This is a genomic window from Azospira oryzae (genome assembly GCF_004217225.1).
In the GTDB taxonomy this organism is placed as follows: Bacteria; Pseudomonadota; Gammaproteobacteria; order Burkholderiales; family Rhodocyclaceae; genus Azospira; species Azospira oryzae.
Genome location: NZ_SHKM01000002.1, coordinates 856601 through 880261, shown reverse-complemented (window position 1 = coordinate 880261; position 23661 = coordinate 856601). Strand labels below are relative to the sequence as shown.

Below are 23661 nucleotides of genomic sequence, written 5' to 3'. Positions count from 1 at the left end.
GATTTTACCGGCTTCGCAGCCCTTTTAGCGGTTGAGGAAGCGCACCCGGGCGCCCTGGGCATCCAGCTGCACCCGGCTGACGCCGGCATAGTCGAAATGCAGGCGGAACCAGTCGGCCGGGGCCAGACCCAGCCAGTGGCCGAAGAGGGCCTTGAGCACGCCGCTGTGGGTCACCACCACCAGGGCCCGGTCCCCATCCCCGGCCGCGGCCTGTTCCGCTACCCAGGCCAGGGCCCGGGCCTGCAACTGGGCTGCCGTCTCGCCGCCGTGGGGCGCGGCGTTCGCCGTATCCGCCGCCCAGCGGTCCAGTACGCCCGGGTCCTGGCGGTGGATGTCGTCCCAGGCCCGTCCTTCCCAGTGGCCGAAGTGCAGCTCCTGCAGACGGGCGTCCGTCGCCGCTTCCGGGCCGATGGCCCGGGCCAGTTCGAGGCAGCGCCGCAGGGGGCTGGAATGGAGGGGGACATCCGTCGGCAGCAGGGGCCGTAGGCGGGCCGCCGCGACGGCCGCGGGTTCGGCCAGGGCCAGGTCGGTGCTGCCGTAGCAGATGCCCTCGGCCACCAGGGGCCGGGGATGGCGGATCAGGAAAAGGTCCACAGCAGCCCCAGGTAGAAGGCCAGTTCGCTGCCCTGCTGGGTGGCGCCTAGGCAGTCGCCGGTATAGCCCCCCAGGCGCCGCCGCATCAGGCGGCCCAGCCACAGGGTGCAGGCGGCGGCCAGCAGCAGGGCCATGGCCAGGTTGGCCGGAGGCAGATAGAGCGCGAGCAGGGCGACGCCGGCCAGAGCGAAGCACAGGGCCAGGGCCAGCTCGCCGGCGCCCATGCGGGTGGCCAGGGGCTTGGCCTTGGACAGCTGGTCCTCGCGCACGTAATCCAGGCTTTTCAGCAGCACCGTGGCGCAACCCCGGGAGACGGCATGGCCGGCCACCAGGGCCGCCGGCAGGGCCGCGGCAGGCAGGGCGGAAAGGGCCAGGAACTTGCCCAGGAGCACCAGGACGATGGCGACGACGCCGTAGCTGCCGACCCGGGAGTCCTTCATGATGGTCAGCACCTGCTCCCGGGTCCAGCCGCCGCCGAAGCCGTCCACCATGTCCGACAGGCCGTCCTCGTGGAAGGCGCCGGTGACGTAGATGGTGGCGGCCATGGCGGCCAGCACGGCAAGGGCCTTGGGCCACACCAGGGCGGCCAGGACAAAGGCCAGGGCGGCGATGGCGCCCACCAGCAGGCCCACCGCCGGGAAGTAGCGGGCTGCCCGGTTGAGGCCCTCGCTGGAATGGCCAACCCAGGCCGGCACCGGCAGGCGGGTGAAGAAACGCAGGGCGCCGAAGAAGTATTCCAGCTCCCGGCGCAGGCAGCCCATGGCCACGGCCTCAGGCTTCCTTGTCGCTGACGCCGGCCGACTCGAAGCTGGCCATTTCGTTGAGGAAGGCCACGGCGGCCCGCACCAGGGGCAGGGCCAGGGCGGCGCCGGTGCCTTCGCCCAGGCGCAGGCCCAGGTCCAGCAGGGCGGTGGCGCCGAAGTGGTCGAGCTGGGCGCGATGGCCGGGCTCGGCCGAGTTGTGGCAGAAGACGCAGTAGCCCAGCACCTCCGGCTGCAGGCGGGCCGCCACCAGCAGGGCCGAGGTGACGATGAAGCCGTCCACCAGGATCAGCATTTTGGCTTCGGCGGCGGCCAGGAAGGCCCCCACCATCTGGGCGATCTCGAAGCCGCCGAACTGGGCCAGCACCTCCAGGGCATCGTCGCCGCCGCCGGCCTGGCGGTAGCGGGTCATGGCCTGGGCCAGCAGGTTGCGCTTGCGGGAGAGGCCGGCGTCGTCCAGGCCGGTGCCGCGGCCAACGCATTCGGGCAGGCTGGCGCCGGTCAGGCAGTGGGTCATGAGGGAGGCGGCGGCGGTGTTGCCGATACCCATCTCGCCGAAGCCGATGACGTTGCAGCCCCGGGCGGCGGCGGCCCGCACCGCGGCGGCGCCGGCGGCGATGGCCTCATCCCGCTGGGCGGCGCTCATGGCGGCCCCTTCCAGGTAGTTGGCGGTGCCGGGGCCGATCTTGGCCGACAGCAGCCCTTCCCGGGGGGCGAAATCGTGGGCCACGCCCGCATCCACCACGGTCAGGGCGACGCCGTTGAGGCGGGCGAAGACGTTGATGCCGGCGCCGCCGGCGAGGAAGTTCTCCACCATCTGCCAGGTCACGTCCTGGGGATAGGCGGAAACGCCGGCCTTGGCGGCGCCGTGGTCGCCGGCGAAGACGATCACTTCCGGCTGCCGCACCGCCGGCGTCAGGCTCTGCTGGATCAGGCCGATCAGCAGGGCCAGGTTTTCCAGCTGGCCCAGGGCGCCCACGGGCTTGGTCTTGGTATCGATCTTGTGGCGCAGGGCCGGCAGGATGTCGACGGCGGGAGCGGCAATCTGGAAGTCGGGCAGGGACATGGGAGCGACACGCGAGGGGAAGTGAAGCCGGCCATTATACCCGCCGCCCCGGAGCCGCCCCGCCCCTGTGCTACCCTCTCGCCCATGGAAAAAGCCCTGCGCGAACTGATCATCGGCGGCGCCCGCTCCGGCAAGAGCGCCCTGGCCGAACAGCGGGCCGCCGCCAGCGGCCTGGAAGTGGTCTACGTGGCCACGGCCCAGTCCCGGGACGGCGAAATGGCCCGCCGCATCGCCCACCACCGGGAGCGCCGCCCGGCCCACTGGGGCCTGCGCGAGGAGCCCCTGGAACTGGCCGCCCTGCTGGCCCGGGAGGCCTCGCCCCAGCGCTGCCTGTTGGTGGATTGCCTGACCCTGTGGCTGTCCAACCTGCTCTTTGCCGGCGAGGCGGCGCGCCAGGCCGAAGCCGGCGAGGCGGTGCACTGCCCCCTGCTGCAGGGCCAGACCCAGGCCCTGGTGGAACTCCTGCCGGCCCTGCCCGGCCGCATCATCCTGGTTTCCAACGAGGTGGGCTGGGGCATCGTGCCCATGCATCCGGTGTCCCGCCTCTTCGGCGACGAGCAGGGGCGCCTCAACCAGCGGGTCGGGGCCGCCTGCGAACAGGTTACCCTGGTGGCCGCCGGCCTGCCCCTGAGCCTCAAGAGCCCTGGCGGCAGCGCCGCCTGATTAGGGAAAATCCCCGTTTCGCCGCCCCCCGGGGCCGGTGTATCTTGGCGCCCAACAATCCAACGTCCCGGGGAGATTCACCCATGTACAAGCGCATCCTGGTCGCCATCGACGACAGCTTCATGACCCAGCGGGTCCTGGCCGAGGCGGCCTCCCTGGCCAAGGCCCACGGTGCCGCCCTCTGCATCGCCCACGCCATCGACGAAACCATCCTGGCCCGCTCCAATGTGGAGAGCCTGGCCCCCACCCCCATCGGCGAAGTGGAATCCCAACTGCGCACCGCCGCCCGGGCCTTCCTGGAGAAGGCCGCCGCCACCGCCCGGGCCGCCGGCATCGAGCCCGAGCTGAAAGTAGTGGATTCGGAGAAGAAGCACGTTTCCGACATCCTGGCGGACACCGCCGAAGCCTGGAAAGCCGACCTGCTGATCCTGGGCACCCACGGCCGCCGCGGCCTGGAACGCTATTTCGTCGGCAGCGTGGCCGAGCGCGTGGTGCGCCGCGCCTCCTGCTCCATCCTGCTGGTACGGGGCGAGTAAGCGCTCACCCAAGAGCTGCCGCAAAACAAAAAGGCCGGATACCCGAAAGGGCGTCCGGCCTTTTTTCTTGGCAGGGAAATCTTGGCAGGGAAGAAGTCGGGCGGGGATCAGTCGTGGCTGACCAGGGCCGATAGTTCCCGGTTGAGCAGCTCCGGGTCGCCCAGGTTCAGTTCCACCAGGCGGCGCAGGTGGCTGATGCTGTCCAGGTCGATGGATTCGCAGCGGATGCCCACCGTGTTGTTGTCGCCCACGTGGGCCAGGTGGCCTTCCATGATCACTACCGCATCGCTGTGATTGAGGGGAATCTCCAGCTTGCAGCCTTCGCCGGAGCGGCCCTGCCAGCCCGAGGCCATGGCCACCAACGCCCCTTTAAGGGAGAGGTCGCGGATTTCGCCGATGTGGCGGCCGCCGCTGGCGGTGGTCAGGTAAGCGTTGCTGAGGAAATGGATGCGGCTGAAATGACGGCGTTCCTGGCTCATGGGAGTCTCCTCGCTGGGGCGCCGCCAGGGGTTGGCCGGGCGCCCTTATTTCCCTCGCATGTTACCCCAAAGCAGCTTGTGCAACTGCACCTGCAGGCGCACCGGCAGGCCGTCGGCGAGAATCCAGTCGGCCAGGGTGCCCGGCTCCAGGCTGCCCTGTACCGGCGCCATGAGGATGGGACAGCGGCCGATCAGGCCATGCTGGCGCAACTGGGCCACGGCCCAGTCGTAGTCGGCCCGGTCGGCCAGCACCAGCTTCAGCTCGTCGTGGGGCGTCAGGTACTGCAGGTTGGACCACAGGTTGCGCTCCACCTCGCCGGAGCCCGGCGCCTTCAGGTCCACGATTTTCGACACCCGGGGATCGACGCCGGAAACATCCAGGGCGCCGCTGGTTTCCAGGGAAACGTCGCAGCCCGCATCGCACAGGGCGGTAAGCAGGGGCAGGCAGTTCTTCTGGGCCAGGGGTTCGCCGCCGCTGACGCAGACCCGCTTGGTGGGGTGACGCGCCACTTCGGCCAGGATCGCCGGCAGGCTCATCAGGGTGCCGCCGGAGAAGGAATAGGCGGTGTCGCACCAGACGCAGCGCAGGGGGCAGCCGGTGAGACGCACGAAGACCGTAGGCAGGCCGGTACGGGAGGTTTCCCCCTGCAGGGAGTAGAAAATTTCGCTGATCTTCAGCGTCGGAGCGGTCATGGGCGGCGGCGGAAAAAGGGCTATCGATTGGGCCGGTTCGGCAAAAGGGGCGCTGCAAAAGACAACGGGGAACGTCAGCCGTTCCCCGCACGATCTGCGCCGATCCTGCCGGCGCCTACTTCTTCTTCAGCCGCTGGCGAGCCGATTCGGCGGCCTGGCTGCTGGGGTACTTGGCCACCAGGGTTTCCAGGGTCTTGCGCGCCCCCTTGGCGTCGCCCAGTTCCTGCTGGCAGGTGGCGGCGTTGAGCAGGGCGTCGGAAGCCTTGGGGCTTTCCGGCCACTTGGCCACCAGGGCATTCTGCACCTCGATGGCCTTCTTGCAGTCGCGCTGGGCGAAATGGCTGTTGCCCAGCCAGTACTGGGCCGACGGCGCCAGGGTGCTGGCGGGATGATTCTTGACGAAGGCCTCCAGGGCGCCGGCGGCTTCCTTGTACTTGCCGGCCTTGAACTGGTTGAGGGCCGCTTCGTATTCCTTCGCTTCCTGGGCCGGGTCCGACTTGGCGGGCGCCGGAGCTGCCGCGGCGGCGGCGGGAGCGCCCTCTTCCCCGGCCGGCGGATTGGCGGCGCCGGGAGCGGAGGGACCTTCCAGCTTGCGCAGGCGGGTATCCAGGTCGATGTAGAAATCCTTCTGGCGTTTTTGCGCTGCTTCCAGTTCGTAGGTCAGCACTTCCACCTGGCCGCGCAGCTTGGCCATTTCGGAGCGCATGGACTCGATCTGGTTGGACAGTTCGATCTGGGCCCGGGACGCCGTGTCCAGACGCTCGGTGGTCTGGGCCTTGAGATCGTTGATCTGGCGCCGGGCCTCTTCGTCGTCGAAGAGGCCGGCGTGTGCCGGCCCGGCCACCCAGAGGGCTGCCAGAAGCGCCGCCGAGGGAACGAGCCGGCGCATCATGCTTAGAACTCGCCGCTGTAGAGGATGTCGGCGCGACGGTTTTCGGCGTAAGCGGCCTCGTCGTTGCCTTCAGCCTTCGGCTTTTCTTCGCCCAGGCTCACGGATTCCAGCTGCTCTTCACGCACGCCCAGCAGGGACAGGGCCTTCTTCACGGCGTCGGAACGCTTCTGACCCAGGGCCAGGTTGTACTCGCGGGAGCCGCGTTCGTCGGTGTTGCCCTGGATCAGGATCTTGGTGCCCTTGTTGGCGGCCAGATACTTGGCGTGGGCGGCGACCAGTTCCTTGTACTCGGGCTTGATGTCGAACTTGTCGTAGTCGAAGTACACGCTGCGCTTGTAGAGGACGTTCTTCGGATCGTTGTAGGGCTTCATGCCCACATCGCCGCCGCCGACGCCGGTGGCAGTGGCGCTACGGTTTTCGACGCCGGCGCCGGACTGTTCCGGGGCGGCGGGCTGGCTGCCGCAGCCGGCCAGCACGAAGAGGGAAGCGATGAGAGCGGGAAGAGCCAGTTTGCGCATGTTTCGGTACTCCTAGGGGTAAATGGGTGCTGCGTCGCGTTACTTCAGGTAAGGGCCCCACGCCGGTTCGCGAACATCGCCGGCGGAGACGGAAAGGCGCTGCTTGACCCGACCATCGGACGAAACAGCGGAAAGGACGCCCCGCCCGCCCATTTCCGTGGCGAACAGGATCATGCGGCCATTGGAAGCGAAACTGGGGGATTCATCCTTGTGGGAATCGGTGAGGATCTGCACCTGCTTGCTCGCCAGGTCCATGATGGCCAGCTGGAAGCGGCCTCCGTTGCGGGAGATGAAGGCCATGCTGCGGCCGTCCGGCGAGAGGCGGGGGGAAACGTTGTAGGAGCCGTCGAAGGTGACGCGCTGGGCCGCACCGCCGCCAACGGAAACCCGGTAGATCTGGGGCGCGCCGCCCCGGTCGGAGGTGAAGTAGATGCTTTCGCCATCGGGCGAGAACTGGGGTTCGGTGTCGATGGAGGAGGAACTCATCAGGCGCTGGGCACCGGAGCCGTCCGCATTGACCAGATAGATCTGGGAGCCGCCGTCCTTGGACAGGGTCACCGCCAGGCGGCGGCCGTCCGGGGCCCAGGCGGGCGCCGAGTTGGAGCCCTTGAAGTTGGCCACCACGGTGCGCCGGCCGGTGGCCAGGGTATGCACGTACACCACCGGCTTCTTGTTCTCGAAGGAGACGTAGGCCAGGCGGCCGCCATCGGGCGACCAGGCGGGGGAAATGATGGGTTCCTTGGAAACCAGGGCCGGCTGGGCATTCTGGCCGTCGGCATCGGCGATCTGCAGTTCGTAGCGGCCGGCCTGCTTGACCACGTAGGCGATGCGGGTGGAGAAGTAGCCCTTTTCGCCGATCAGTTTCTCGTAGATGTAGTCGGCGATGCGGTGGCCGGCGGCGCGCAGCATGTTGGGGGTGGTGACGAAGGCGACGCCGCCCAGGGAGGCCTGCTTGGAAACGTCGTAGAGGCGGAAACGGGCTTCGAACTTGCCGCCGGCATCGGCCACCAGGCTGCCGCCGACGAAGGCGTCGGCGCCCTTGTTCTTCCAGGCGCCGAAATCCACATTGTCGTTTTCGCTGATGGGGGTCGGGCCCGGCTCCACCAGACGGAACAGGCCGGAACGCTCCAGATCGGCGCGGATGACCGAGGTCAGGGCCCGGGAGTAGCCCGGTTCGCCGGCAAAGTCGGCGATGGCGATGGGCAGGCGATGGGCGCCGGCACCGGTGATTTCAATGGCTAGCTGGGCGTGGGCGCCCCCCAGGGCGGCAAGCAGGGACAAGCCGAGCAGAACCCGGGAAAAATAGCGCGCAATCACGGTCATTGAAGAAACCTGGGCCGGAAAAAGGTCCGATTATACCCAAAGCCCCCGACGCTGCCGCGTAACGAAAGGTAACGTAAGGGGGAATGACAAAGAATCAGGGGGAGCAGCCGGAAGTCCCTTCCTGGGGACAGAAGGTCAGCTCCAGTTCCCGGTGGAAAGCCGACTTGTCGTCGGGCAGGGGCAGGGGCGAGGACTTCATGATGGCCCGTTCGACGGCGCTGTCGTAGGCCGGCACGCCGCTGGAACGTGTCATGCGGGCGCTGATGATCTCGCCGCTGGGCAGCTGGGTCACCAGGAACTTGGCCGTGGGATTGCCGCTGACGCTGACGAAGCCCAGGTTGCCCCGCACCTTGGCGCGGATCTTGTCCACGTAGGAAGCCAGGCCCTTGCTGCGGGAAGAGGCGGCGGCAGCCTCCTTGCCGGCGGCCTGCTGCATGTTCATTTCCCGGTTCAGCTGCTCCTTCAGGGCCTGCTCACGCTGGCGCTGCTTGAGGTCCCGCTGGTCCCGTTCCAATTCCTTCTGCCAGTCGGGAGTCTCGGGCTTCTTCTCCTCCTTCTTGGGTTCGGGTTTCGGCTCTTCCTTTTTCGGCTCCGGCTTTTTCTTCTCTTCCTTGAGCACGATGTCAGGCTTGGGCGCCGGCTTCGGGTCCGGTTTCACCTCGGGCTTGGGTTCGGGCTTCGGCTCCGGTTTGGGCACGGGCTTCGGTTCCGGCGGCGGCGGGGGCGGCCTGTAGGCGCCCTGGGGCACGTCGCTCCACAGCTCGACCTCCACCGCCTCGTGCTTGGTCTGCCAGCGGATGCCGAAGAAGAGGAAGATGGCCAGCAGCAGGTGCACCAGGATCGCCAGGATCAGGGCCTTGCGCTTGCCCGGCTCCGCCCGCCGTTCGAAGGGCATGTCCGTTCCGGCTTTCATCGGGGAACTCACTTGCGCACGGTCTCCAGGCCGACCCGCTTGATGTTCTGCAGTTTGATCTGGTCCAGCACCTCGAGCACGGCGTCGTAGCGGGCGGCCTTGTCGCCCACCACCAGCACCGGCAGTTCCGGGTTGGCTTCCAGCTCGGTCGCCAGCAGGTCATTGAGCTGGCGGCGGTCGATGGACTTTTCCTTGCCCCGGGCATCCTGCACGGCAATGCTGCCGTCGGCCTTGACCATGACCCGGTAGGGATTTTCCGGCACGGCGGAGGACTTGCCGGTGGAGGGCAGGTCCACCGAGCCGGTCTGCATCATGGGCGTGGCCACCATGAAGATGACCAGCAGCACCAGCATGACGTCGATGTAGGGAACGACGTTGATTTCGTTTTTAAGGCGACGCGGACGCATGGCTCCGGCCCCTTAACGCATCTGCCGCTGCAGGATGTTGGAGAACTCTTCCATGAAGCTCTCGAAGCGGGTGGAGAGACGGTCGATGTCGTGAGCGAAGCGGTTGTAGGCCAGCACCGCGGGGATGGCGGCAAAGAGGCCGATGGCCGTGGCCACCAGGGCTTCGGCAATACCGGGAGCGACGGAAGCTAGGGTCGCCTGGCCCACGTTGGAGAGGCCGCGGAAGGCATGCATGATGCCCCACACGGTGCCGAAGAGACCGATGTAGGGGGAGACGGAGCCGACGGAGGCGAGGAAGGCCAGGTGGGACTCCAGGTCGTCGATCTCCCGCTGGTAGGTGGCGCGCATGGCGCGGCGGGAGCCGTCCACCACGTCCTTGGCTTCCAGGTTCTTCTGGTTGCGCAGCTTGGTGAATTCCCGGAAGCCGGCCTCGAACACCCGCTCCATGGCGCCGGTGTCGTGGCGCTGCTCGACGGCGTTCTGGTAGAGGCGGTTGAGGTCGCCGCCGCTCCAGAAGTCCCGCTCGAACTGCTCGGTCTGGTTGCGCGCATTCTTTACCGCATAGAGCTTGCGGAAGATGTAGTACCAGGACATGAAGGAGACGCCAGCCAGCAGGGCCATGACGACCTGGACGACGGCGCTGGCCTGGGTGATGAGGGAAAGGATGGAAAGGTCTTGGGTGACGTTCATTGCAGGGCTTCCAGTTTCTCGCGCAGGAATTCGGGAATGGGGGTGGTTTTCATGGCGTCCAGCTTGACGCAAACGATCTGGACGGTACCGCTAACCAGGTCGTCGTCGCTGCCGTGGCGACGGGCGAACTGGCGGAAGGTGATCTGGGCGCGGCCGAGCTTTTCCACGGCCAGGCCGATGGTCAGCAGGTCGTCGAGCCGGGCCGGCCGCAGGTAGTCGCAACTGACGGAACGGACGACGAAGGCGACGCCCTGCTCCGCCAGCAGGTCCACCTGGTGATGGCCGATGCTGCGCAGCCATTCGGTGCGGCAGCGCTCGAAAAAGCGCAGGTAGTTGGCGTAGTAGACCACGCCGCCCGCATCCGTGTCCTCGTAATAGACGCGGACCGGAATGGTGAAGGCGTGGTCGGCAGGATGGCTCATGGGCGTAATTCTAGGCGGCTCGGGGCCTGGGGACGATGACAGTCTGTAACAGCCGTCCTCATTGCTCCTTGGGGGACCACAGGTCGGGCGTGGCGGCCGGGGTACCGGGCGCCTCCAGCCCCAGGTGGCGGTAGATGGCCGGGGTGGCGATGCGGCCCCGGGGGGTACGCTGCAGGTATCCCTGCTGGATCAGGTAGGGTTCCAGGACGTCCTCGATGGTGTCCCGGGCCTCGCCGATGGCGGCGGCCAGGTTGTCCACCCCCACCGGACCGCCGGCGAACTTGTCGATCACGGCAGAGAGCAGCTTGCGGTCCATCAGGTCCAGGCCGCCGTGGTCCACGTCCAGCATGGAAAGGGCGGCGTCGGCCACCTCCCGGGTGATGATGCCGTCGGCCTTGACCTCGGCGTAGTCCCGCACCCGGCGCAGCAGGCGGTTGGCGATGCGGGGCGTGCCGCGGGAGCGGCGGGCGATCTCCAGGGCCCCTTCCGGCTCGATGGCCACATTGAGCAACTGGGCCGAGCGGGTGACGATGTGGGTCAGTTCCTGGGCGTTGTAGAACTCCAGCCGGGCAACGATGCCGAAGCGGTCCCGCAGGGGATTGGTCAGCATGCCGGCCCGGGTGGTGGCGCCCACCAGGGTGAAGGGCGGCAGGTCCAGCTTCACCGAGCGGGCAGCCGGCCCCTCGCCGATCATGATATCGATCTGGAAATCCTCCAGGGCCGGGTAGAGGATTTCCTCCACCACCGGACTGAGACGGTGGATTTCGTCGATGAACAGCACGTCGTGCGGTTCCAGGTTGGTCAGGATGGCGGCCAGGTCGCCGGCCCGCTCCAGCACCGGCCCCGAGGTCTGGCGCAGATTGACGCCCATCTCGGCGGCGACGATATGGGCCAGGGTGGTCTTGCCCAGGCCCGGCGGGCCGAACAGCAGGACGTGGTCGAGGGCCTCGCTGCGCCGCTTGGCGGCGTGGATGAAGATGGAGAGCTGCTCCCGGATCTTGGCCTGACCGACGTAATCCGCCAGGCGCTTGGGCCGCAGGGCGCGCTCGATGGCTTCCTCCTGGGCCGACTTGCTCTCGGCGCCGATGAGACGGCCGGCGTCGGCGTCGAAGGAGGAATCAAAGGAATCGGTTTCGATCATGGAAAGCCTGGAGTGAGCCTGGAAAGTGCGGCGGGCGAGGCCCGGTAAGCCGCCATTTTACTCCCGCCGCCCCCTCAGGGCTTGGCCAGCAGTTTGAGGGCCTGGCGGATGCCGTCCGAAACGCCGCTGCCGGCGGGCAATTGCTTGAGGGCGGCGGCGGCTTCCCGCTCGTTGTAACCCAGGGCCAGCAGCGCATTGAGGATGTCCGACTGGTCGTCGTGCACCACCAGGGCCGCAGCGGCCCCGCCGCCCACCACCGGGGCCAGCTTGTCCTTCAGCTCCAGCAGCAGGCGCTCGGCAGTCTTCTTGCCGATGCCCGGCACCTTGGTCAGGCGGCCGGCCTCCTGGCGGGAGATGGCCGCCGCCAGGTCGCTGACGGAAAGGCCGGAAAGAATGGCCAGGGCCATGCGGGGGCCGACGCCGGAAATCTTGATCAGCTGGCGGAAGGCGAAACGCTCCGCCTCGGTGAGGAAGCCGAAGAGAAAATGGCCGTCCTCCCGCACCACGAAGTGGGTCAGCAGGGTCACCTTGTCGCCGTTGGCCGGCAGGTTGTAGAAGGTGCTCATGGGCACATCCACCTCGTAGCCGACGCCCTGCACGTCCAGGACCACCTGGGGGGGATTCTTTTCGGCCAGGAGGCCGGTGAGTCTTCCGATCATGTTCTCTTCCTTGGATTGGGGGCTTCCATCAGGCGGCCGCCGCGCACCCGCAGGCCGGCGGTGGCGATGTGGCCCAAACCCTGGCCGCCGTGGGCGTGGGCGATGGCACAGGCCAGGGCATCGGCGGCGTCGGCGGACGGGTCGCCGGGCAGGCTGAGGAGGCGCTTGACCATGTGCTGCACCTGTTCCTTGGCCGCCTTGCCGTTGCCCACCACCGCCTGCTTCACCTGCAGGGCGGTGTACTCGCCCACCGGCAAGCCGGTGGACACCAGGGCGGTGATGGCGGCGCCGCGGGCCTGGCCCAGCAGCAGGGTGGACTGGGGATTGACGTTCACAAAGACCTTTTCCACCGCCGCCTGGGCCGGGCCGTGGGCGGCGACGATTTCCCGGATGCCTTGGTAGATCACCTCCAGGCGCTCCGGCAGGGTGCGGGTGTCGTCGGTGCGGATGCAGCCGCTGCTGACGTAGGCCAGCTTGTTGCCCAGCTTGTCGATGAGGCCGAAGCCGGTGCAACGCAGTCCCGGGTCGATTCCGAGGATGCGCACCGGCACGGGTGCGGCGGCGGCATTCGGCTTGGCGGAGACGGAGGGGATGGCGGACATGGCAGCATTCTAAGGGGGCGGACGCCGCCTGTCGCGCCCGACGGAACCGCAGGCCCGAAATTTGACACGGGTTAAGGATTCGTCATGGACTCCCGCCCAAATTGGCAGGCATAAAAACCAATTCCCTGTGTCCACACCGTCGCAGGAGGGAGAACCATGTCACTGTTACGCAAAATTTTTGGCGATTCACCGCCGCCCCCCGCCCCCGAGGCCCCGCCCATGCCCGAGCCGGTTCCGGCCGCCCGCAGCGGCCCGGCGCCGGGAACCCAGATTCACTACCATCCGGCCCTGGTGCACCAGCTCACCGACGAGCACCTGGTGCTGCTGCAGGCCTTCGGCGCCATCCAGAGCGCCGCCGCCCAGGGCAACCTGGCGGAGGCCGCCTCGCTGCTGGAAAAATTCCGGGTACGGCTGCAGGGCCACCTGCTGACCGAGAATGTGCGCCTCTACATCTACCTGGAGCACCAGCTGGCCGGCGACCCCTCCAGCTTCGCCCTGATCCACGAGTTCCGCCAGGAGATGGACGGCATCGGCAAGGCCCTGGCCGCCTTCCTGCGCAAGTACCAGAACCTGGCCGCCGAGCCGGGGCTGGCCCCGGCCTTCGTCGATGAGCTGGCCGGCGTCGGCAAGGTGCTGGTGGAGCGCATCCAGCGCGAGGAAGCGACCCTCTACCCCCTGTACACCGCCTAGGCCCGCCGCGCCAGGTAAACGCCGGCCACGGCCAGTCCCATGCCCGCCAGGGCCGGGCCGGAAAGGGTTTCGCCAAAGGCGGCCCAGGCGATGAGGGCGGTGGTGGGCGGCGTCAGGTAGAACAGGCTGGCCACATTGACGGCGCTGCCGCTGCGGATGAGCACGTTGAGCAGGCTGATGGCGCCCACCGACAGCACCAGCACCAGCCACAGCAGAGCGAAAACGAAGGTGCCGCTCCAGGCGATCTCCTGGCTCTCGCTGGCGCCGGCCACCAGCAGGGTCAGCACCGCCGTCGGCAGGAACTGGATGACGGCGCCGGAACGCAGGTCGAAGGCAGGACAGAAGCGCTTCTGGTACAGGGTGCCCAGGGTGATGCCGAGCAGGGCCACCAGGGCCGGGACGATGGCCGGCAGCAGCTCGGCCAGAGGCTGGCTGCCGAACTTGCCGGAAACCACCAGACCCACGCCGCTCAGGCCCAGCACCAGACCCAGCCACTGGCGCCGGCTGACCGCCTCCCCCAGCAGCCAGCCGGCCCCCAGGGCGGTCAGCAGGGGCTGCATGCCCACCACCAGGGCGGTGATGCCGGCCGGAAGACCGCGGTGGATGGCCATGAAGACGCCGCCGAGATAGACCGCATGCAGCAGCACCCCGGAGAAGCCGATGTGCAGCCATTCCTGGCGGGTGGCAGGCCAGGAGGCGCGAAATACAAGGGCCACCGGCAGCATCAGTCCGAGCACCAGGAGATAGCGGGCGCTGAGGAAGGTCAGGGGCTCCGCATAGGGCAGGCCGTACTTGGCGCCAATGAAGCCGGTGCTCCACAGCAGCACGAAGAGAAAGGGCAGGAACTTGCGCACGAGGCCTCGCGACAAAAGAAAAAGCGGCGCCAGGCGCCGCTTTCTCGGGGGAACAAAAGCAGACCGGGCCGATTATTCGTCCATCACGGCGGAGGTGTAAACCTCCTGCACGTCGTCCAGGGACTCCAGGGCGTCGATCAGCTTCTGCATGCGCTGGGCGTCTTCCCCGGTCAGTTCGGATTCGTTCAGCGCCTTCATGGTCACTTCCGCCATCTCGGGCTTGAAGCCGGCCTTCTCCAGGGCTTCCTGCACGTTCAGCAGGTCGTTGGGCGGGGTCAGCACTTCGATGGAGCCGTCGTCGTTGGTGATGATGTCGTCGGCACCGGCCTCGATGGCCGCATCCATGATGGCGGCCTCGTCGGCGCCGGGGGCGAACAGCATCTGGCCGCAGTGCTTGAACTGGAAGGAAACGCAGCCTTCGGTGCCCATGTTGCCGCCGTACTTGTTGAAGGCATGGCGCACATCGGCCACGGTGCGCACCCGGTTGTCGGTGAGGCAGTCCACCATCACCGCGGCGCCGCCGATGCCGTAGCCTTCGTAGCGGATTTCCTCATAGCTGACGCCTTCCAGCTGGCCGGTGCCGCGCTTGATGGCGTTGTCGATGTTGTCCTTGGGCATGGATTCGCCCTTGGCCTTTTCCATGGCCAGGCGCAGGCGCGGATTCATGGCCGGATCGCCCCCGCCCATCTTGGCGGCGACGGTGATTTCCTTGATCAGCTTGGTGAAGACCTTGCCCCGCTTGGCGTCCTGACGGCCCTTGCGGTGCTGGATATTGGCCCATTTGGAGTGTCCGGCCATGGCTAACCTCGTAGCGAAAAACTGTTGATAGAATCGGACAATTCTAGCATAGCCACCGGACCCCACTCATGGCCCAGCCCCTAGTCATCGCCCGCCACGCCGCCACCGACCTGGCTCTCCTGCCCGCCCTGGCCAACCGCCACGGCCTCATCACCGGCGCCACCGGCACCGGCAAGACCATCACCCTGCAGGTGCTGGCGGAGCGCTTCTCCAGCATCGGCGTGCCCGTCTTCCTGGCCGACGCCAAGGGCGACCTCTCGGGCCTGGCCGCCGCCGGCAAGACCTCGCCCAAGCTGGAGGAGCGGCTGCACCACCTGGGCGTCACCGACTGGACCCCGACATCCTTCCCCACCGTCTTCTGGGACGTCTTCGGCCAGCAGGGCCACCCGGTGCGGGCCACCATTTCCGACATGGGCCCCCTGCTGCTGGCCCGCCTGCTCAACCTCAACGACACCCAGAGCGGGGTGCTGCAGCTGGTGTTCAAGATCGCCGACGACCAGGGCCTGATGCTGCTGGACCTGAAGGACCTGCGGGCGATGGTGCAGCACGTGGGCGAGCACGCCAAGGAATTCACCAGCGAGTACGGCAACGTCTCCGCCGCCTCCATCGGCGCCATCCAGCGCGCCCTCCTGACCCTGGGCGAACAGGGCGGCGACAGCTTCTTCGGCGAGCCCATGCTGGACATCGCCGACCTCATGCAGACCGACAATGGCAAGGGCGTGGTGAACATCCTGGCGGCGGACAAGCTGATGGGCGCGCCCCGCCTCTATGCCACCTTCCTGCTTTGGCTGCTGGCCGAACTGTTCGAGCACCTGCCGGAAGTGGGGGACCTGGAAAAGCCCAAGCTGGTGTTCTTCTTCGACGAGGCCCACCTGCTCTTCAACGAAGCCCCGCCGGCCCTGCTGGAAAAGGTGGAACAGGTGGTGCGCCTGATCCGCTCCAAGGGCGTCGGCGTGTACTTCGTCACCCAGAACCCCCTGGACATTCCCGACACCGTCCTCGGCCAGCTCGGCAACCGGGTGCAGCACGCCCTGCGCGCCTTCACCCCGCGGGACCAGAAGGCGGTCAAATCCGCCGCCCAGACCCTGCGCGCCAACCCGGCCTTCGACGCCGAAGCGGCCATCACCGAACTGGGGGTCGGCGAAGCCCTGGTCTCCTGCCTGGACGAAAAGGGCCGGCCCAACGTGGTGGAACGGGCCTTCATTCTCCCCCCCGCCTCCCGCATCGGCCCCTTGAGCGCCGAGGAGCGCCAGCAGGCCGTCCGCAATTCCGTGCTGTACGGCCACTACGAACAGGCAGTGGATCGGGAATCGGCCTACGAAATCCTCAAGGGCCGCACCGCACCGCCCGCCCAGGCCCAGCCGGCGCCGGCCTCCCCTGCCCCGCAAGCCAATGGCGGCGGCCTTTTCGGCGGCGTGCTGGGGGATGTGCTGGGCAGCGGCCAAAGCCCCCGCGGCCGCCAGAGCGACTCCGTCCTCACCACCGTCGCCAAGAGCGCCGCCCGCGCCATCGGCTCCCAGATCGGCCGGGAGATCATCCGCGGGGTGCTGGGATCGATTCTGGGCGGTAGCGGCAGCCGGCGGCGTTAACCCGGCAGGAAGCGTTCCAGCAGGGCGTTGAGGAAGCGCCGGCCCCGCTCGGTCGGGGCGATGCAGTCCGGCGCCAGGGTCAACAGCCCTTCCCGGGCCGCCTTTTCCAGCTCGCCCCGCACCAGCAGCAGGGGCAGGCCGGTGCGCTGCTCGAAGAGGGCCGGATCGAAGCCCTGGTTGAGGCGCAGGGCGTTCATGAGGAATTCGAAGGGCAGCTCGTCCGCCCCCACGCCATGCTGCTCCTGTACCGGCTGACCGGCGGCCACCTGCTCCAGGTACTGCTTGGGCTGTTTCCAGCGCATCTGGCGTTGCACCGAGAAGCCGCTGTGGTCCGGCAGGGTCAGCTTGCCATGGGCGCCGGCGCCGATGCCCAGGTAGTCGCCGAAGGTCCAGTAGTTGAGGTTGTGCCGGCACTGATAACCGGGCCGGGCGAAGGCCGAGGTTTCGTAATGCACGTAGCCGGCGGCGGCCAGGCGGGCCTCGATGGCGTCCTGCATGTCGGCGCAGGTGTCGCCCTCGGGCAGCTGGGGCGGCCGGGCGGCAAAGAGGGTGTTGGGCTCCAGGGTCAGCTGGTAGCAGGAAAGATGGGGCGGCGCGAAGGAGAGGGCCGTCTCCAGGTCTGCCATCGCTTCGGCCAGGGACTGCTGGGGCAGGCCGTACATCAGGTCCAGGTTGAAGCGCTCGAAGTGGGTCTTGGCCAGCTCGATGGCAGCCCTGGCCTCGGCGCTGTCGTGGATGCGGCCCAGGGCCTCAAGGTGCCGGTCGTTGAAGCTCTGGATGCCGAGGGACAGACGATTCACCCCGGCGGCCCGGAAGGCGGCGAACTTGCCCGCCTCGGCGGTGCCCGGGTTGGCCTCCAGGGTCACCTCCGCCTCGGGCAACAGGGGCAGGCGCATGCGCACCGCGTTCAGCAGTTCGTGCAGGGCTTCGCCGGAGAGCAGGCTGGGCGTGCCACCGCCGATGAAAATGGTGGATACCTTGCGTCCCCACACCGAAGGCAGGGCGCTTTCCAGATCGGCGACGAGGGTTGCCACATAGGCGGCCTCGTCGTTCTCCGCCCGCGCCTCATGGGAGTTGAAATCGCAATAGGGGCATTTCCTCACGCACCAGGGCACGTGGATGTAGAGCGAGAGGGGCGGCGGACTGGTGAAGTGCAGGGGACTGCCGCCAGCGCGGGTGCTGCCGGCGACGGCGATGGGAATGATGCGGGAGGAAGAACGGGACGACACGAAAGAAAACCTTTCCGCCCGCAGGCGGCATGATGCGATGGCTGAACGACGGCGCCTTGAATCAGGCCACCACGGAGCGGCAAGACCGGAACACCCTGCCCTGGACCGCGGCAGCGCCGGAAGGTTTCCCGGCGCCGGCCGGGCTCACAGTTCCAGCTTGAGGCGTTCCAGCAGCCGGGCCATGGCCTGGCCACGATGGGAGAGACGGTTCTTCACCTCGGCGGAAAGTTCGGCCGCCGTCGCCTTCTCCGCCGGCACGTAGAATAGGGGGTCGTAGCCGAAGCCGCCCTCGCCCCGGTACTGGTCGATGATCTCGCCGTGCCACTCGCCCTCGGCCACCAGGGGCTGGGGGTCGTCGCCATGGCGCACCAGCACCAGCAGGGAGACGAAGTGGGCGCGGCGGTCGGCCACGCCCGTGAGGGCCGCCAGCAGCTTCTCGTTGTTGCGGGCATCGGACTTGGGCTCGCCGGCATAGCGGGCCGACTGCACTCCGGGGGCGCCGCCCAACGCCTTGACGCACAGGCCGGAGTCGTCGGCCAGGGCCGGCAGGCCGGTCAGCTGGGCCGCGTGGCGGGCCTTGGCCAGGGCGTTTTCGAGGAAGGTGTGGTGGGGCTCCTCCGCCTCCGGCACCCCCAGCTCGCCCTGGGGAATGAGCTGGATGCCCAGGGGCGTCAGCAGGGCCGACAGTTCCTTGAGCTTCTTGGCATTGTTGGAGGCGAGGACAATCTTTTGCATGGGACTCAGTTGATCCGTTGGTAGGGAATGCGTTGCAGTTCCTTGGGCATGGTGTCACTACGACCCAGCAGCACCAGGCCGATGCCGTCGAGCAGGGGCCGGGTGATGCTCCCGCCCGGCAGACGGTAGGCAGTAGGGCCGAAGTTGCCGGCATTGCGGCAGCGGAAGGTCAGGGCATCGTTAGCGAAGTCCGCCTGTACCGCCAGATGCAGCGGAATGGCATCCGGCAGCACATAACGCACCCCGGGGCCGCCCTCCGGCAGCATCACCGGCTCTTCTCGCTGGATGCGCAGGTTCACCAGTTCCAGCTCCTTGCGCACGATGGCGGCCTGGTCTGCAGCGCAGACCGCGACCAGTGGCGCCGGCGCCCGGTAGCTCACCTGGAAGAGAATCTGCTCGTAGTAGCTGCGATCGAAGCGACTGGTGCTGCGGTAATCGACGAATCCGTCATGCCAGGCCAGCCCGTTGAAGCTGTTGCGCGCATCGAGCCGGTAGCTGCGGGGCAGCACCGGCTTCAGAGTGTTGGCGTGGCGGATGAGCTGGTTGAGGTAGTCGAAGACGGTCTTCAGGTCCTGGTGCAGGCGCTCGGTCAGTTCCAACTGGCGACGCTGGGTCTCCGCATCATCCACGCTGCGGCAGGCCGCCGCCTGGGCCAGTTCGGCCAGCAGATCCACCGCCGGCGCCTCGGGCACAGCGGTTGCGTCGGCATTGCCGGCAACGGCAACAGGGGCGACAGGGGGCAACTGACGCCTAGCCTCGGGCTCGATGTCGGGATAGCGCTGCCCGGAAGAACGCAGACCGGTCACGGCGGGAGACTCCTCGACGCCACCCAGACGCTGATCGAAATCGGCGATGGACTGTTCCAGATCGTCGAGCAGGGCCTTGATCGGGTCGCGGGAGGTTTCCTGGGCCATGACGGGCTCCGAATCAATCCGCCAGGGCGGTTTCCTGGGCGTGGATGAGCTGGCGGATGCCGGCTTCGGCCAGGTCCAGCAGCACATTCATCTGCTGCCGGGAGAAGGGCTCGCCTTCGGCCGTGCCCTGGACTTCCACCAGGCCGCCGCTGCCGGTCATGATCACGTTCATGTCGGTGTCGCAGTCGGAATCTTCCGGGTAGTCCAGGTCCAACACCGGGGTGCCCTTGTAGATGCCGACGGAGATGGCGGCCACGTGTTCCTTGAGGGGGTTCTCGCTCAGCTTGCCGGCGGCCACCAGGGACTGGCAGGCGTCCCACAGGGCCACCCAGGCACCGGTGATGGAGGCACAGCGGGTGCCGCCGTCGGCCTGCAGCACGTCGCAGTCCAGGGTGATCTGGCGCTCGCCCAGGGCCTTGAGATCGGTGACGGCGCGCAGGGAACGGCCGATGAGGCGCTGGATTTCCTGGGTGCGGCCGGTCTGCTTGCCCTTGGCCGCTTCCCGGGAACTGCGGGTGTGGGTGGAGCGGGGCAGCATGCCGTATTCGGCGGTGACCCAGCCCTGACCCTTGCCGCGCAGGAAGGGCGGCAGGTTTTCCTCGATGCTGGCGGTGCACAGCACCTTGGTGTCGCCCATTTCCACCAGCACCGAACCTTCGGCATGGCGGGTGAAACGGCGGGTGATGCGGACTTGGCGCAGCTGGTCGGCGGCACGTTGGCTGGGACGCATGGAACTTCCTTATTTGGAGAATTTCTGGATGGCGGCGCGGATTTCGTCGATGGCCTTTTCGATCTCGTCGTCGGAAAGATCGGTCTTGTAGGCCGGGTCCCGACCGAATTCGCCGAGCTTGGTGGTCACCGCGTCCAGGGGCATGGTCTGGGTCATCACCGTGCTGGAGGCTTCCTCGCTGTAGCTCTGCTCCCAGCGCACCGCCACCACGGAAAGATTGTCGCCGTAGGGGCCGGAGCGGATTTCCGCCTGGTTGAGCAGCATGGGCACGGCCTGCATCAGGTTGGCCCCCTTCAGGGAGGCGGCCATGACATCGGCCGGCAGCGGCCCCCACAGGCCGTCGGTGCACAGCACCAGGACGTCCCCCACTTCCAGGGGGGTCTTGCGGGAGAACTCGATTTCCGGCGGGTTTTCGCCCCCCAGGCAGCTGTACACCTTGTTGCGGTCCGGGTGGGTGGCGGCCTGGGCCTCGCTGATGAGGCCCTCGTCCATCAGCAGGCGCACCCGGGAATGGTCCCGGGTCACCGCCAGCACCTTGCCGTCGCGCATGTGGTAGAGGCGGGAATCGCCGACGTGGGCCCAGTAGGCGATGTTGTCCTGGATCAGGCAGGCGACGCAGGTGGTGCGCGGCGAATCCTTCAGCCGGTGCTCCTGGGAATAGTCCAGGATGGCGTGGTGGGCATTGGTCATGCCCTTCTGCAGGAAGAGGAAGGGATCGGCGATCTCCGGCTGGGCATCCCGCTGGAAGGCCGAGGTCAGGGTCTGCACCGCGATCTGGGAGGCCACCTCGCCGTGGTAATGGCCGCCCATGCCGTCGGCCACCACCATCAGCACCGCCTCCCGCGAGTAGCAGTAGGCGATCCGGTCCTCGTTGTTCTGCCGCTTACCGATGCGGCTTTCCTGGTAGATGGTGAATTTCATTTAGCAGTCATTCCCTTGATCTTGCCCACCAGATGGCCCAGCCATCCTTCCTTTTCCGCCGTCTTGCCGGCCCCCTGGGCCGGCATGTCCACCGCCTCGGTGAGGGCCTTCTGCAGGGCGAAGACGCTCTGGGGGCGGTACAGGTGGTTGAGGCACAGGCACCAGTCGATGGTCTCCAGCAGCTGGTCCGAATACTGGCCCTCCCAGCGCACCGAGGCCGGCTGCAGCTGGTCCTTCTCCATGCGCGCGTCGGCCGCCTGGGGCGCCGCCCCGGCCAGACAGGAGTACATGGAGGCGCCCACCGAATAGATGTCGCTCCAGGGCCCCAGTTCGTCCCGCTTGAAGTAGTGCTCGGGGGAGGCGAAGCCCGGGGTGTACATGGGCTTCAGCATGGGGGTGTCGGAATGCAGGGTCTGGCGGGCGGCACCGAAGTCGATCAGTACCGGCGTATTGTCGGCCCGCAGGTAGATGTTGGACGGTTTCAGGTCCAGGTGCAGCAGCTTGTGGGTGTGCACTTCGCGCAGGCCGTTGAGCATGCGGGTGAACACGCCGCGGATGAATTTCTCGTGGATGTGGCCGTGGTGCTTCTGGATGAATTCCTGCAGGGTGCGGCCCCGCTCGTATTCCATGACCATATAAACCGTGTCGTTGGCGCGGAAAAAATTCAGCACCTGGATCACGTTGGGATGGTTCAGCTTGGCCAGGGCCCGGCCTTCCTCGAAAAAGCATTTCATGCCGTAGCGGAAGGCAGAAAGATGCTCCTGGGAAATGACCGGCTTGGTCTGTCCCTCGGAGCGCAGGGCCAGGCTGGCCGGCAGGTATTCCTTGATGGCCACCGCCTTGCCGCTGGCATCGTGGGCCAGGTAAACAATGGAAAAACCACCGACCGAAATCTGCTTTTCGATGCGGTAGTCTTCCAGTTGGAATCCGGCAGGGAGGGGGTGATTGGCTTGTGACGCCATGAAGTCCGAAGCTAAGATAGCGCCTCAGGCGCACTGCGCGCATTGTCAGGCTTTGCCAACGGACTGTAAAGAAGCCTCAAGAAGCCCCTCCCAGGCCCGCCGTCCGGGCCGGCACACCCCACACAGCAAGGAATTCCATGATCTACAGTATGACCGGCTATGCCGCCAAAACCCGGGAAGTGGCAGGCGGCTCCCTGCACCTGGAACTGCGCAGCGTCAATTCCCGCTTCCTCGACATCCATTTCCGCATCGTGGACGACCTGCGGGTGCTGGAGCCGGCCCTGCGCGAAGCCATCACCGCCAAGCTGGCCCGGGGCAAGGTGGAACTGCGCCTCAACCTGGTCGCCAGCCAGAGCCAGAACCGCCAACTGGCCATCAACACCGACCTGCTGACCCAGTTGCAGGCCCTGGAAGGCCAGGTACGCCAGACCCTGCCCAACGCCGCCACCCTGTCGGTGGCCGAAGTGCTGCGCTGGCCCGGCATGCTGGGCGAACCGGAGGTGGATACGGCCGCCCTGCACGCCGCCGTCCAGGCCACCCTGAAGGAGGCCCTGGAGGACTTCACCGCCAGCCGGGCCCGGGAAGGCGCCAAGCTGGCCGCCATGATCCAGGAGCGGGTGGACAAGATCCGCGCCACCGTGGCCGCCGTTGCCCCCCTCATTCCCCAGGCCCAGGCTGCCTACCAGGACAAGCTCAAGCAGCGTCTGGTGGAGGCCCTGGGCAGCGCCGACGACGAACGGGTGCGCCAGGAAGTGGTGCTGTACGCCACCCGTATCGACGTGGACGAGGAACTGTCCCGCCTGCAGGCCCATCTCACCGAAGTGGAGCGCATCCTCAAGGCCGGCGGCAACGCCGGCAAGCGCCTCGACTTCCTCATGCAGGAACTGAACCGGGAGGCCAACACCCTGGGCTCCAAGTCGGTCCTCAGCGAAGTCTCCAAGGCCTCCATGGACCTGAAGCTGCTCATCGAGCAGATGCGCGAACAGATCCAGAACATCGAATAAGGAAAGGGACGCCAGCATGAGCGGCCATCTCTACATCGTCACCGCCCCCTCCGGCGCCGGCAAGACCACCCTGGTCCGCCTGCTGCTGCAGAACGACCCGGCCATCGGCCTCTCCGTCTCCCACACCACCCGGGCGCCCCGCACCGGGGAGGAGAACGGCCAGGCCTACCACTTCACCGACGTGGCCGATTTCCTGGCCCGGGTGGACCGGGGCGAGTTCCTCGAATGGGCCGAGGTGCACGGCAACTACTACGGCACCTCCCGCACCTGGATCGAACAGCAGCTGGCCGCCGGCCGCGACGTGCTGCTGGAGATCGACTGGCAGGGCGCCCAGCAGGTGCGCAAGGTGTTCGGCGACGCCATCGGCGTCTTCATCCTGCCGCCCTCCATGGAAGAACTGGCCCGCCGCCTGGCCGGCCGCGGCACCGACAGCGAGGACGTCATCGCCCGCCGTCTGGCCGCCGCCCGCGACGAGATGCGGCATGTGGGGGAATTCGACTATGTTATTATTAACAACGACCTGCAGACGGCCCTCAGCGACCTGCTGGCCGTGGTGCGCGCAACGCGCTTGAAGCTTCCCGTGCAGCAGGAACGCCACGCTTCGCTGTTCGCCTCGCTGCTCTAAATTTTCCGCTTTTTGATTGGATGGACCATGGCCCGCATTACCGTTGAAGACTGCCTGAAACAAATCCCCAACCGCTTCCAGATGACCCTGGCCGCCACCTACCGGGCCCGCCAGATCGCCAATGGTTCCACCCCCATGCAGGAACCGAGCAAGGACAAGCCCACCGTCATCGCCCTGCGCGAACTGGCCGCCGGCCAGATCGGCCTGGAAATCCTCAACCGCGGTCAGGCCTGACCCCGGGCCCGGGCGGG

The 23661-nt window shown here is 67.4% G+C and carries 30 protein-coding genes; 7 read left to right on the top strand and 23 right to left on the bottom strand.

What is annotated here, in order from left to right; genetic code table 11:
* Positions 1-24: 24 nt before the first annotated feature.
* The 3 genes from EV678_RS13275 to cobT are packed head-to-tail and all read right to left on the bottom strand — an operon-like array spanning position 25 to position 2421.
* Positions 25-594, bottom strand: a complete 570-nt coding sequence (locus tag EV678_RS13275; protein WP_130459847.1) for a histidine phosphatase family protein — start codon at positions 592-594, stop codon at positions 25-27.
* A complete protein-coding gene (locus tag EV678_RS13270) occupies positions 579-1355 on the bottom strand; it encodes an adenosylcobinamide-GDP ribazoletransferase (protein WP_130459846.1) in 777 nt (258 codons plus the stop codon). Before EV678_RS13270 ends, EV678_RS13275 begins: the two co-directional genes overlap by 16 nt.
* Positions 1356-1365: 10 nt before the next feature.
* On the bottom strand, positions 1366-2421 hold the full coding sequence (gene cobT, locus EV678_RS13265) for a nicotinate-nucleotide--dimethylbenzimidazole phosphoribosyltransferase (RefSeq protein ID WP_130459845.1): 1056 nt from the start codon (positions 2419-2421) through the stop codon (positions 1366-1368).
* Positions 2422-2505: 84 nt separating this feature from the next.
* On the opposite strand from cobT, the gene cobU reads away from it, so the two are divergent.
* Positions 2506-3084: a bifunctional adenosylcobinamide kinase/adenosylcobinamide-phosphate guanylyltransferase gene (gene cobU, locus EV678_RS13260; protein ID WP_130459844.1), complete on the top strand. Its 579-nt coding sequence runs from the start codon at positions 2506-2508 to the stop codon at positions 3082-3084.
* 83 nt (positions 3085-3167) lie between these two features.
* Positions 3168-3620 (top strand): universal stress protein, encoded by a 453-nt coding sequence (locus tag EV678_RS13255; protein WP_014235589.1) that lies wholly within the window; start codon positions 3168-3170, stop codon positions 3618-3620.
* 107 nt (positions 3621-3727) lie between these two features.
* On the opposite strand, the gene EV678_RS13250 is transcribed toward EV678_RS13255, so the two are convergent.
* From EV678_RS13250 to ruvC, 12 genes are all read right to left on the bottom strand, one after another.
* Positions 3728-4099 (bottom strand): PilZ domain-containing protein, encoded by a 372-nt coding sequence (locus EV678_RS13250; protein ID WP_130459843.1) that lies wholly within the window; start codon positions 4097-4099, stop codon positions 3728-3730.
* A gap of 45 nt (positions 4100-4144) precedes the next feature.
* Positions 4145-4792, bottom strand: coding sequence for a 7-carboxy-7-deazaguanine synthase QueE (queE, locus tag EV678_RS13245; RefSeq protein WP_130459842.1), 648 nt, complete (start codon positions 4790-4792; stop codon positions 4145-4147).
* 115 nt (positions 4793-4907) lie between these two features.
* Positions 4908-5684 (bottom strand): tol-pal system protein YbgF, encoded by a 777-nt coding sequence (gene ybgF / locus EV678_RS13240; protein ID WP_014235592.1) that lies wholly within the window; start codon positions 5682-5684, stop codon positions 4908-4910.
* A gap of 2 nt (positions 5685-5686) precedes the next feature.
* Positions 5687-6202 (bottom strand): peptidoglycan-associated lipoprotein Pal, encoded by a 516-nt coding sequence (pal, locus tag EV678_RS13235; protein WP_014235593.1) that lies wholly within the window; start codon positions 6200-6202, stop codon positions 5687-5689.
* A gap of 39 nt (positions 6203-6241) precedes the next feature.
* Positions 6242-7525 (bottom strand): Tol-Pal system beta propeller repeat protein TolB, encoded by a 1284-nt coding sequence (gene tolB / locus EV678_RS13230; protein WP_205229732.1) that lies wholly within the window; start codon positions 7523-7525, stop codon positions 6242-6244.
* Positions 7526-7619: 94 nt separating this feature from the next.
* On the bottom strand, positions 7620-8420 hold the full coding sequence (locus tag EV678_RS13225; RefSeq protein WP_235832464.1) for an energy transducer TonB: 801 nt from the start codon (positions 8418-8420) through the stop codon (positions 7620-7622).
* Between the two features lie 26 nt (positions 8421-8446).
* Positions 8447-8845, bottom strand: coding sequence for an ExbD/TolR family protein (locus EV678_RS13220; RefSeq protein ID WP_130459840.1), 399 nt, complete (start codon positions 8843-8845; stop codon positions 8447-8449).
* A 12-nt stretch (positions 8846-8857) separates the two neighbouring features.
* Positions 8858-9535 carry a protein TolQ gene (gene tolQ / locus EV678_RS13215; RefSeq protein ID WP_014235597.1) on the bottom strand — a complete coding sequence of 226 codons (678 nt, stop codon included), beginning with the start codon at positions 9533-9535 and terminating at the stop codon, positions 8858-8860.
* Positions 9532-9957, bottom strand: coding sequence for a tol-pal system-associated acyl-CoA thioesterase (ybgC, locus tag EV678_RS13210; protein ID WP_130459839.1), 426 nt, complete (start codon positions 9955-9957; stop codon positions 9532-9534). The genes tolQ and ybgC overlap by 4 nt, the downstream gene beginning before the upstream one ends.
* A gap of 58 nt (positions 9958-10015) precedes the next feature.
* Positions 10016-11098, bottom strand: a complete 1083-nt coding sequence (gene ruvB, locus EV678_RS13205; RefSeq protein ID WP_014235599.1) for a Holliday junction branch migration DNA helicase RuvB — start codon at positions 11096-11098, stop codon at positions 10016-10018.
* A 74-nt stretch (positions 11099-11172) separates the two neighbouring features.
* Positions 11173-11757: a Holliday junction branch migration protein RuvA gene (gene ruvA, locus EV678_RS13200; RefSeq protein WP_130459838.1), complete on the bottom strand. Its 585-nt coding sequence runs from the start codon at positions 11755-11757 to the stop codon at positions 11173-11175.
* A complete protein-coding gene (gene ruvC / locus EV678_RS13195) occupies positions 11754-12359 on the bottom strand; it encodes a crossover junction endodeoxyribonuclease RuvC (RefSeq protein ID WP_207222270.1) in 606 nt (201 codons plus the stop codon). Before ruvC ends, ruvA begins: the two co-directional genes overlap by 4 nt.
* A 219-nt stretch (positions 12360-12578) precedes the next feature.
* Between ruvC and EV678_RS13190 the strand changes: the two genes are divergently transcribed.
* On the top strand, positions 12579-13049 hold the full coding sequence (locus EV678_RS13190) for a hemerythrin domain-containing protein (protein ID WP_165397514.1): 471 nt from the start codon (positions 12579-12581) through the stop codon (positions 13047-13049).
* Here the strand turns inward: EV678_RS13190 and EV678_RS13185 are convergent.
* Both EV678_RS13185 and EV678_RS13180 read right to left on the bottom strand, forming a co-directional pair.
* A complete protein-coding gene (locus EV678_RS13185; protein ID WP_130459836.1) occupies positions 13046-13903 on the bottom strand; it encodes a DMT family transporter in 858 nt (285 codons plus the stop codon). The two genes, EV678_RS13190 and EV678_RS13185, sit on opposite strands and share 4 nt — an antisense overlap.
* Positions 13904-13975: 72 nt before the next feature.
* A complete protein-coding gene (locus EV678_RS13180) occupies positions 13976-14701 on the bottom strand; it encodes a YebC/PmpR family DNA-binding transcriptional regulator (RefSeq protein ID WP_014235604.1) in 726 nt (241 codons plus the stop codon).
* A 68-nt stretch (positions 14702-14769) separates the two neighbouring features.
* Here EV678_RS13180 and EV678_RS13175 point away from each other — a divergent pair, with 68 nt between their 5' ends.
* Positions 14770-16290, top strand: coding sequence for a helicase HerA-like domain-containing protein (locus EV678_RS13175; RefSeq protein ID WP_130459835.1), 1521 nt, complete (start codon positions 14770-14772; stop codon positions 16288-16290).
* Here the strand turns inward: EV678_RS13175 and hemW are convergent.
* The 6 genes from hemW to EV678_RS13145 all read right to left on the bottom strand — a co-directional run bounded on the left by hemW (position 16287) and on the right by EV678_RS13145 (position 21781).
* Positions 16287-17519 (bottom strand): radical SAM family heme chaperone HemW, encoded by a 1233-nt coding sequence (gene hemW, locus EV678_RS13170; RefSeq protein ID WP_130459834.1) that lies wholly within the window; start codon positions 17517-17519, stop codon positions 16287-16289. The genes EV678_RS13175 and hemW overlap by 4 nt on opposite strands.
* Positions 17520-17663: 144 nt before the next feature.
* Entirely contained in the window at positions 17664-18254 is a 591-nt protein-coding gene (gene rdgB / locus EV678_RS13165; RefSeq protein WP_014235607.1) for an RdgB/HAM1 family non-canonical purine NTP pyrophosphatase, read from the bottom strand.
* A 5-nt stretch (positions 18255-18259) separates the two neighbouring features.
* Positions 18260-19168 (bottom strand): hypothetical protein, encoded by a 909-nt coding sequence (locus tag EV678_RS13160; RefSeq protein WP_130459833.1) that lies wholly within the window; start codon positions 19166-19168, stop codon positions 18260-18262.
* Positions 19169-19181: 13 nt separating this feature from the next.
* The gene (gene rph, locus EV678_RS13155; RefSeq protein WP_130459832.1) at positions 19182-19898 is read right to left on the bottom strand and encodes a ribonuclease PH; all 717 of its coding nucleotides are present in this window, start codon (positions 19896-19898) and stop codon (positions 19182-19184) included.
* Positions 19899-19907: 9 nt separating this feature from the next.
* Positions 19908-20819, bottom strand: a complete 912-nt coding sequence (locus tag EV678_RS13150; protein ID WP_014235610.1) for a PP2C family protein-serine/threonine phosphatase — start codon at positions 20817-20819, stop codon at positions 19908-19910.
* The gene (locus EV678_RS13145; protein WP_130459831.1) at positions 20816-21781 is read right to left on the bottom strand and encodes a serine/threonine protein kinase; all 966 of its coding nucleotides are present in this window, start codon (positions 21779-21781) and stop codon (positions 20816-20818) included. The genes EV678_RS13150 and EV678_RS13145 overlap by 4 nt, the downstream gene beginning before the upstream one ends.
* Before the next feature lie 137 nt (positions 21782-21918).
* On the opposite strand from EV678_RS13145, the gene EV678_RS13140 reads away from it, so the two are divergent.
* The 3 genes from EV678_RS13140 to rpoZ are packed head-to-tail and all read left to right on the top strand — an operon-like array spanning position 21919 to position 23644.
* Positions 21919-22785 (top strand): YicC/YloC family endoribonuclease, encoded by an 867-nt coding sequence (locus EV678_RS13140; RefSeq protein ID WP_130459830.1) that lies wholly within the window; start codon positions 21919-21921, stop codon positions 22783-22785.
* 16 nt (positions 22786-22801) lie between these two features.
* Positions 22802-23410 (top strand): guanylate kinase, encoded by a 609-nt coding sequence (gene gmk, locus EV678_RS13135; protein ID WP_130459829.1) that lies wholly within the window; start codon positions 22802-22804, stop codon positions 23408-23410.
* Positions 23411-23437: 27 nt separating this feature from the next.
* Positions 23438-23644, top strand: a complete 207-nt coding sequence (gene rpoZ, locus EV678_RS13130) for a DNA-directed RNA polymerase subunit omega (RefSeq protein WP_014235614.1) — start codon at positions 23438-23440, stop codon at positions 23642-23644.
* The last annotated feature ends 17 nt before the right edge of the window (positions 23645-23661 follow it).

Bases quoted from the DNA above. Each gene is read 5' to 3' on its own strand.
- EV678_RS13270 (WP_130459846.1), bottom strand. From the start codon at position 1,355: ATGGGCTGCCTGCGCCGGGAGCTGGAATACTTCTTCGGCGCCCTGCGT.
- cobT (WP_130459845.1), bottom strand. From the start codon at position 2,421: ATGTCCCTGCCCGACTTCCAGATTGCCGCTCCCGCCGTCGACATCCTG.
- cobU (WP_130459844.1), top strand. From the start codon at position 2,506: ATGGAAAAAGCCCTGCGCGAACTGATCATCGGCGGCGCCCGCTCCGGC.
- EV678_RS13255 (WP_014235589.1), top strand. From the start codon at position 3,168: ATGTACAAGCGCATCCTGGTCGCCATCGACGACAGCTTCATGACCCAG.
- EV678_RS13250 (WP_130459843.1), bottom strand. From the start codon at position 4,099: ATGAGCCAGGAACGCCGTCATTTCAGCCGCATCCATTTCCTCAGCAAC.
- queE (WP_130459842.1), bottom strand. From the start codon at position 4,792: ATGACCGCTCCGACGCTGAAGATCAGCGAAATTTTCTACTCCCTGCAG.
- ybgF (WP_014235592.1), bottom strand. From the start codon at position 5,684: ATGATGCGCCGGCTCGTTCCCTCGGCGGCGCTTCTGGCAGCCCTCTGG.
- pal (WP_014235593.1), bottom strand. From the start codon at position 6,202: ATGCGCAAACTGGCTCTTCCCGCTCTCATCGCTTCCCTCTTCGTGCTG.
- tolB (WP_205229732.1), bottom strand. From the start codon at position 7,525: ATGACCGTGATTGCGCGCTATTTTTCCCGGGTTCTGCTCGGCTTGTCC.
- EV678_RS13225 (WP_235832464.1), bottom strand. From the start codon at position 8,420: ATGCCCTTCGAACGGCGGGCGGAGCCGGGCAAGCGCAAGGCCCTGATC.
- EV678_RS13220 (WP_130459840.1), bottom strand. From the start codon at position 8,845: ATGCGTCCGCGTCGCCTTAAAAACGAAATCAACGTCGTTCCCTACATC.
- tolQ (WP_014235597.1), bottom strand. From the start codon at position 9,535: ATGAACGTCACCCAAGACCTTTCCATCCTTTCCCTCATCACCCAGGCC.
- ybgC (WP_130459839.1), bottom strand. From the start codon at position 9,957: ATGAGCCATCCTGCCGACCACGCCTTCACCATTCCGGTCCGCGTCTAT.
- ruvB (WP_014235599.1), bottom strand. From the start codon at position 11,098: ATGATCGAAACCGATTCCTTTGATTCCTCCTTCGACGCCGACGCCGGC.
- ruvA (WP_130459838.1), bottom strand. From the start codon at position 11,757: ATGATCGGAAGACTCACCGGCCTCCTGGCCGAAAAGAATCCCCCCCAG.
- ruvC (WP_207222270.1), bottom strand. From the start codon at position 12,359: ATGTCCGCCATCCCCTCCGTCTCCGCCAAGCCGAATGCCGCCGCCGCA.
- EV678_RS13190 (WP_165397514.1), top strand. From the start codon at position 12,579: ATGCCCGAGCCGGTTCCGGCCGCCCGCAGCGGCCCGGCGCCGGGAACC.
- EV678_RS13180 (WP_014235604.1), bottom strand. From the start codon at position 14,701: ATGGCCGGACACTCCAAATGGGCCAATATCCAGCACCGCAAGGGCCGT.
- EV678_RS13175 (WP_130459835.1), top strand. From the start codon at position 14,770: ATGGCCCAGCCCCTAGTCATCGCCCGCCACGCCGCCACCGACCTGGCT.
- rdgB (WP_014235607.1), bottom strand. From the start codon at position 18,254: ATGCAAAAGATTGTCCTCGCCTCCAACAATGCCAAGAAGCTCAAGGAA.
- EV678_RS13160 (WP_130459833.1), bottom strand. From the start codon at position 19,168: ATGGCCCAGGAAACCTCCCGCGACCCGATCAAGGCCCTGCTCGACGAT.
- rph (WP_130459832.1), bottom strand. From the start codon at position 19,898: ATGCGTCCCAGCCAACGTGCCGCCGACCAGCTGCGCCAAGTCCGCATC.
- EV678_RS13150 (WP_014235610.1), bottom strand. From the start codon at position 20,819: ATGAAATTCACCATCTACCAGGAAAGCCGCATCGGTAAGCGGCAGAAC.
- EV678_RS13145 (WP_130459831.1), bottom strand. From the start codon at position 21,781: ATGGCGTCACAAGCCAATCACCCCCTCCCTGCCGGATTCCAACTGGAA.
- EV678_RS13140 (WP_130459830.1), top strand. From the start codon at position 21,919: ATGATCTACAGTATGACCGGCTATGCCGCCAAAACCCGGGAAGTGGCA.
- gmk (WP_130459829.1), top strand. From the start codon at position 22,802: ATGAGCGGCCATCTCTACATCGTCACCGCCCCCTCCGGCGCCGGCAAG.
- rpoZ (WP_014235614.1), top strand. From the start codon at position 23,438: ATGGCCCGCATTACCGTTGAAGACTGCCTGAAACAAATCCCCAACCGC.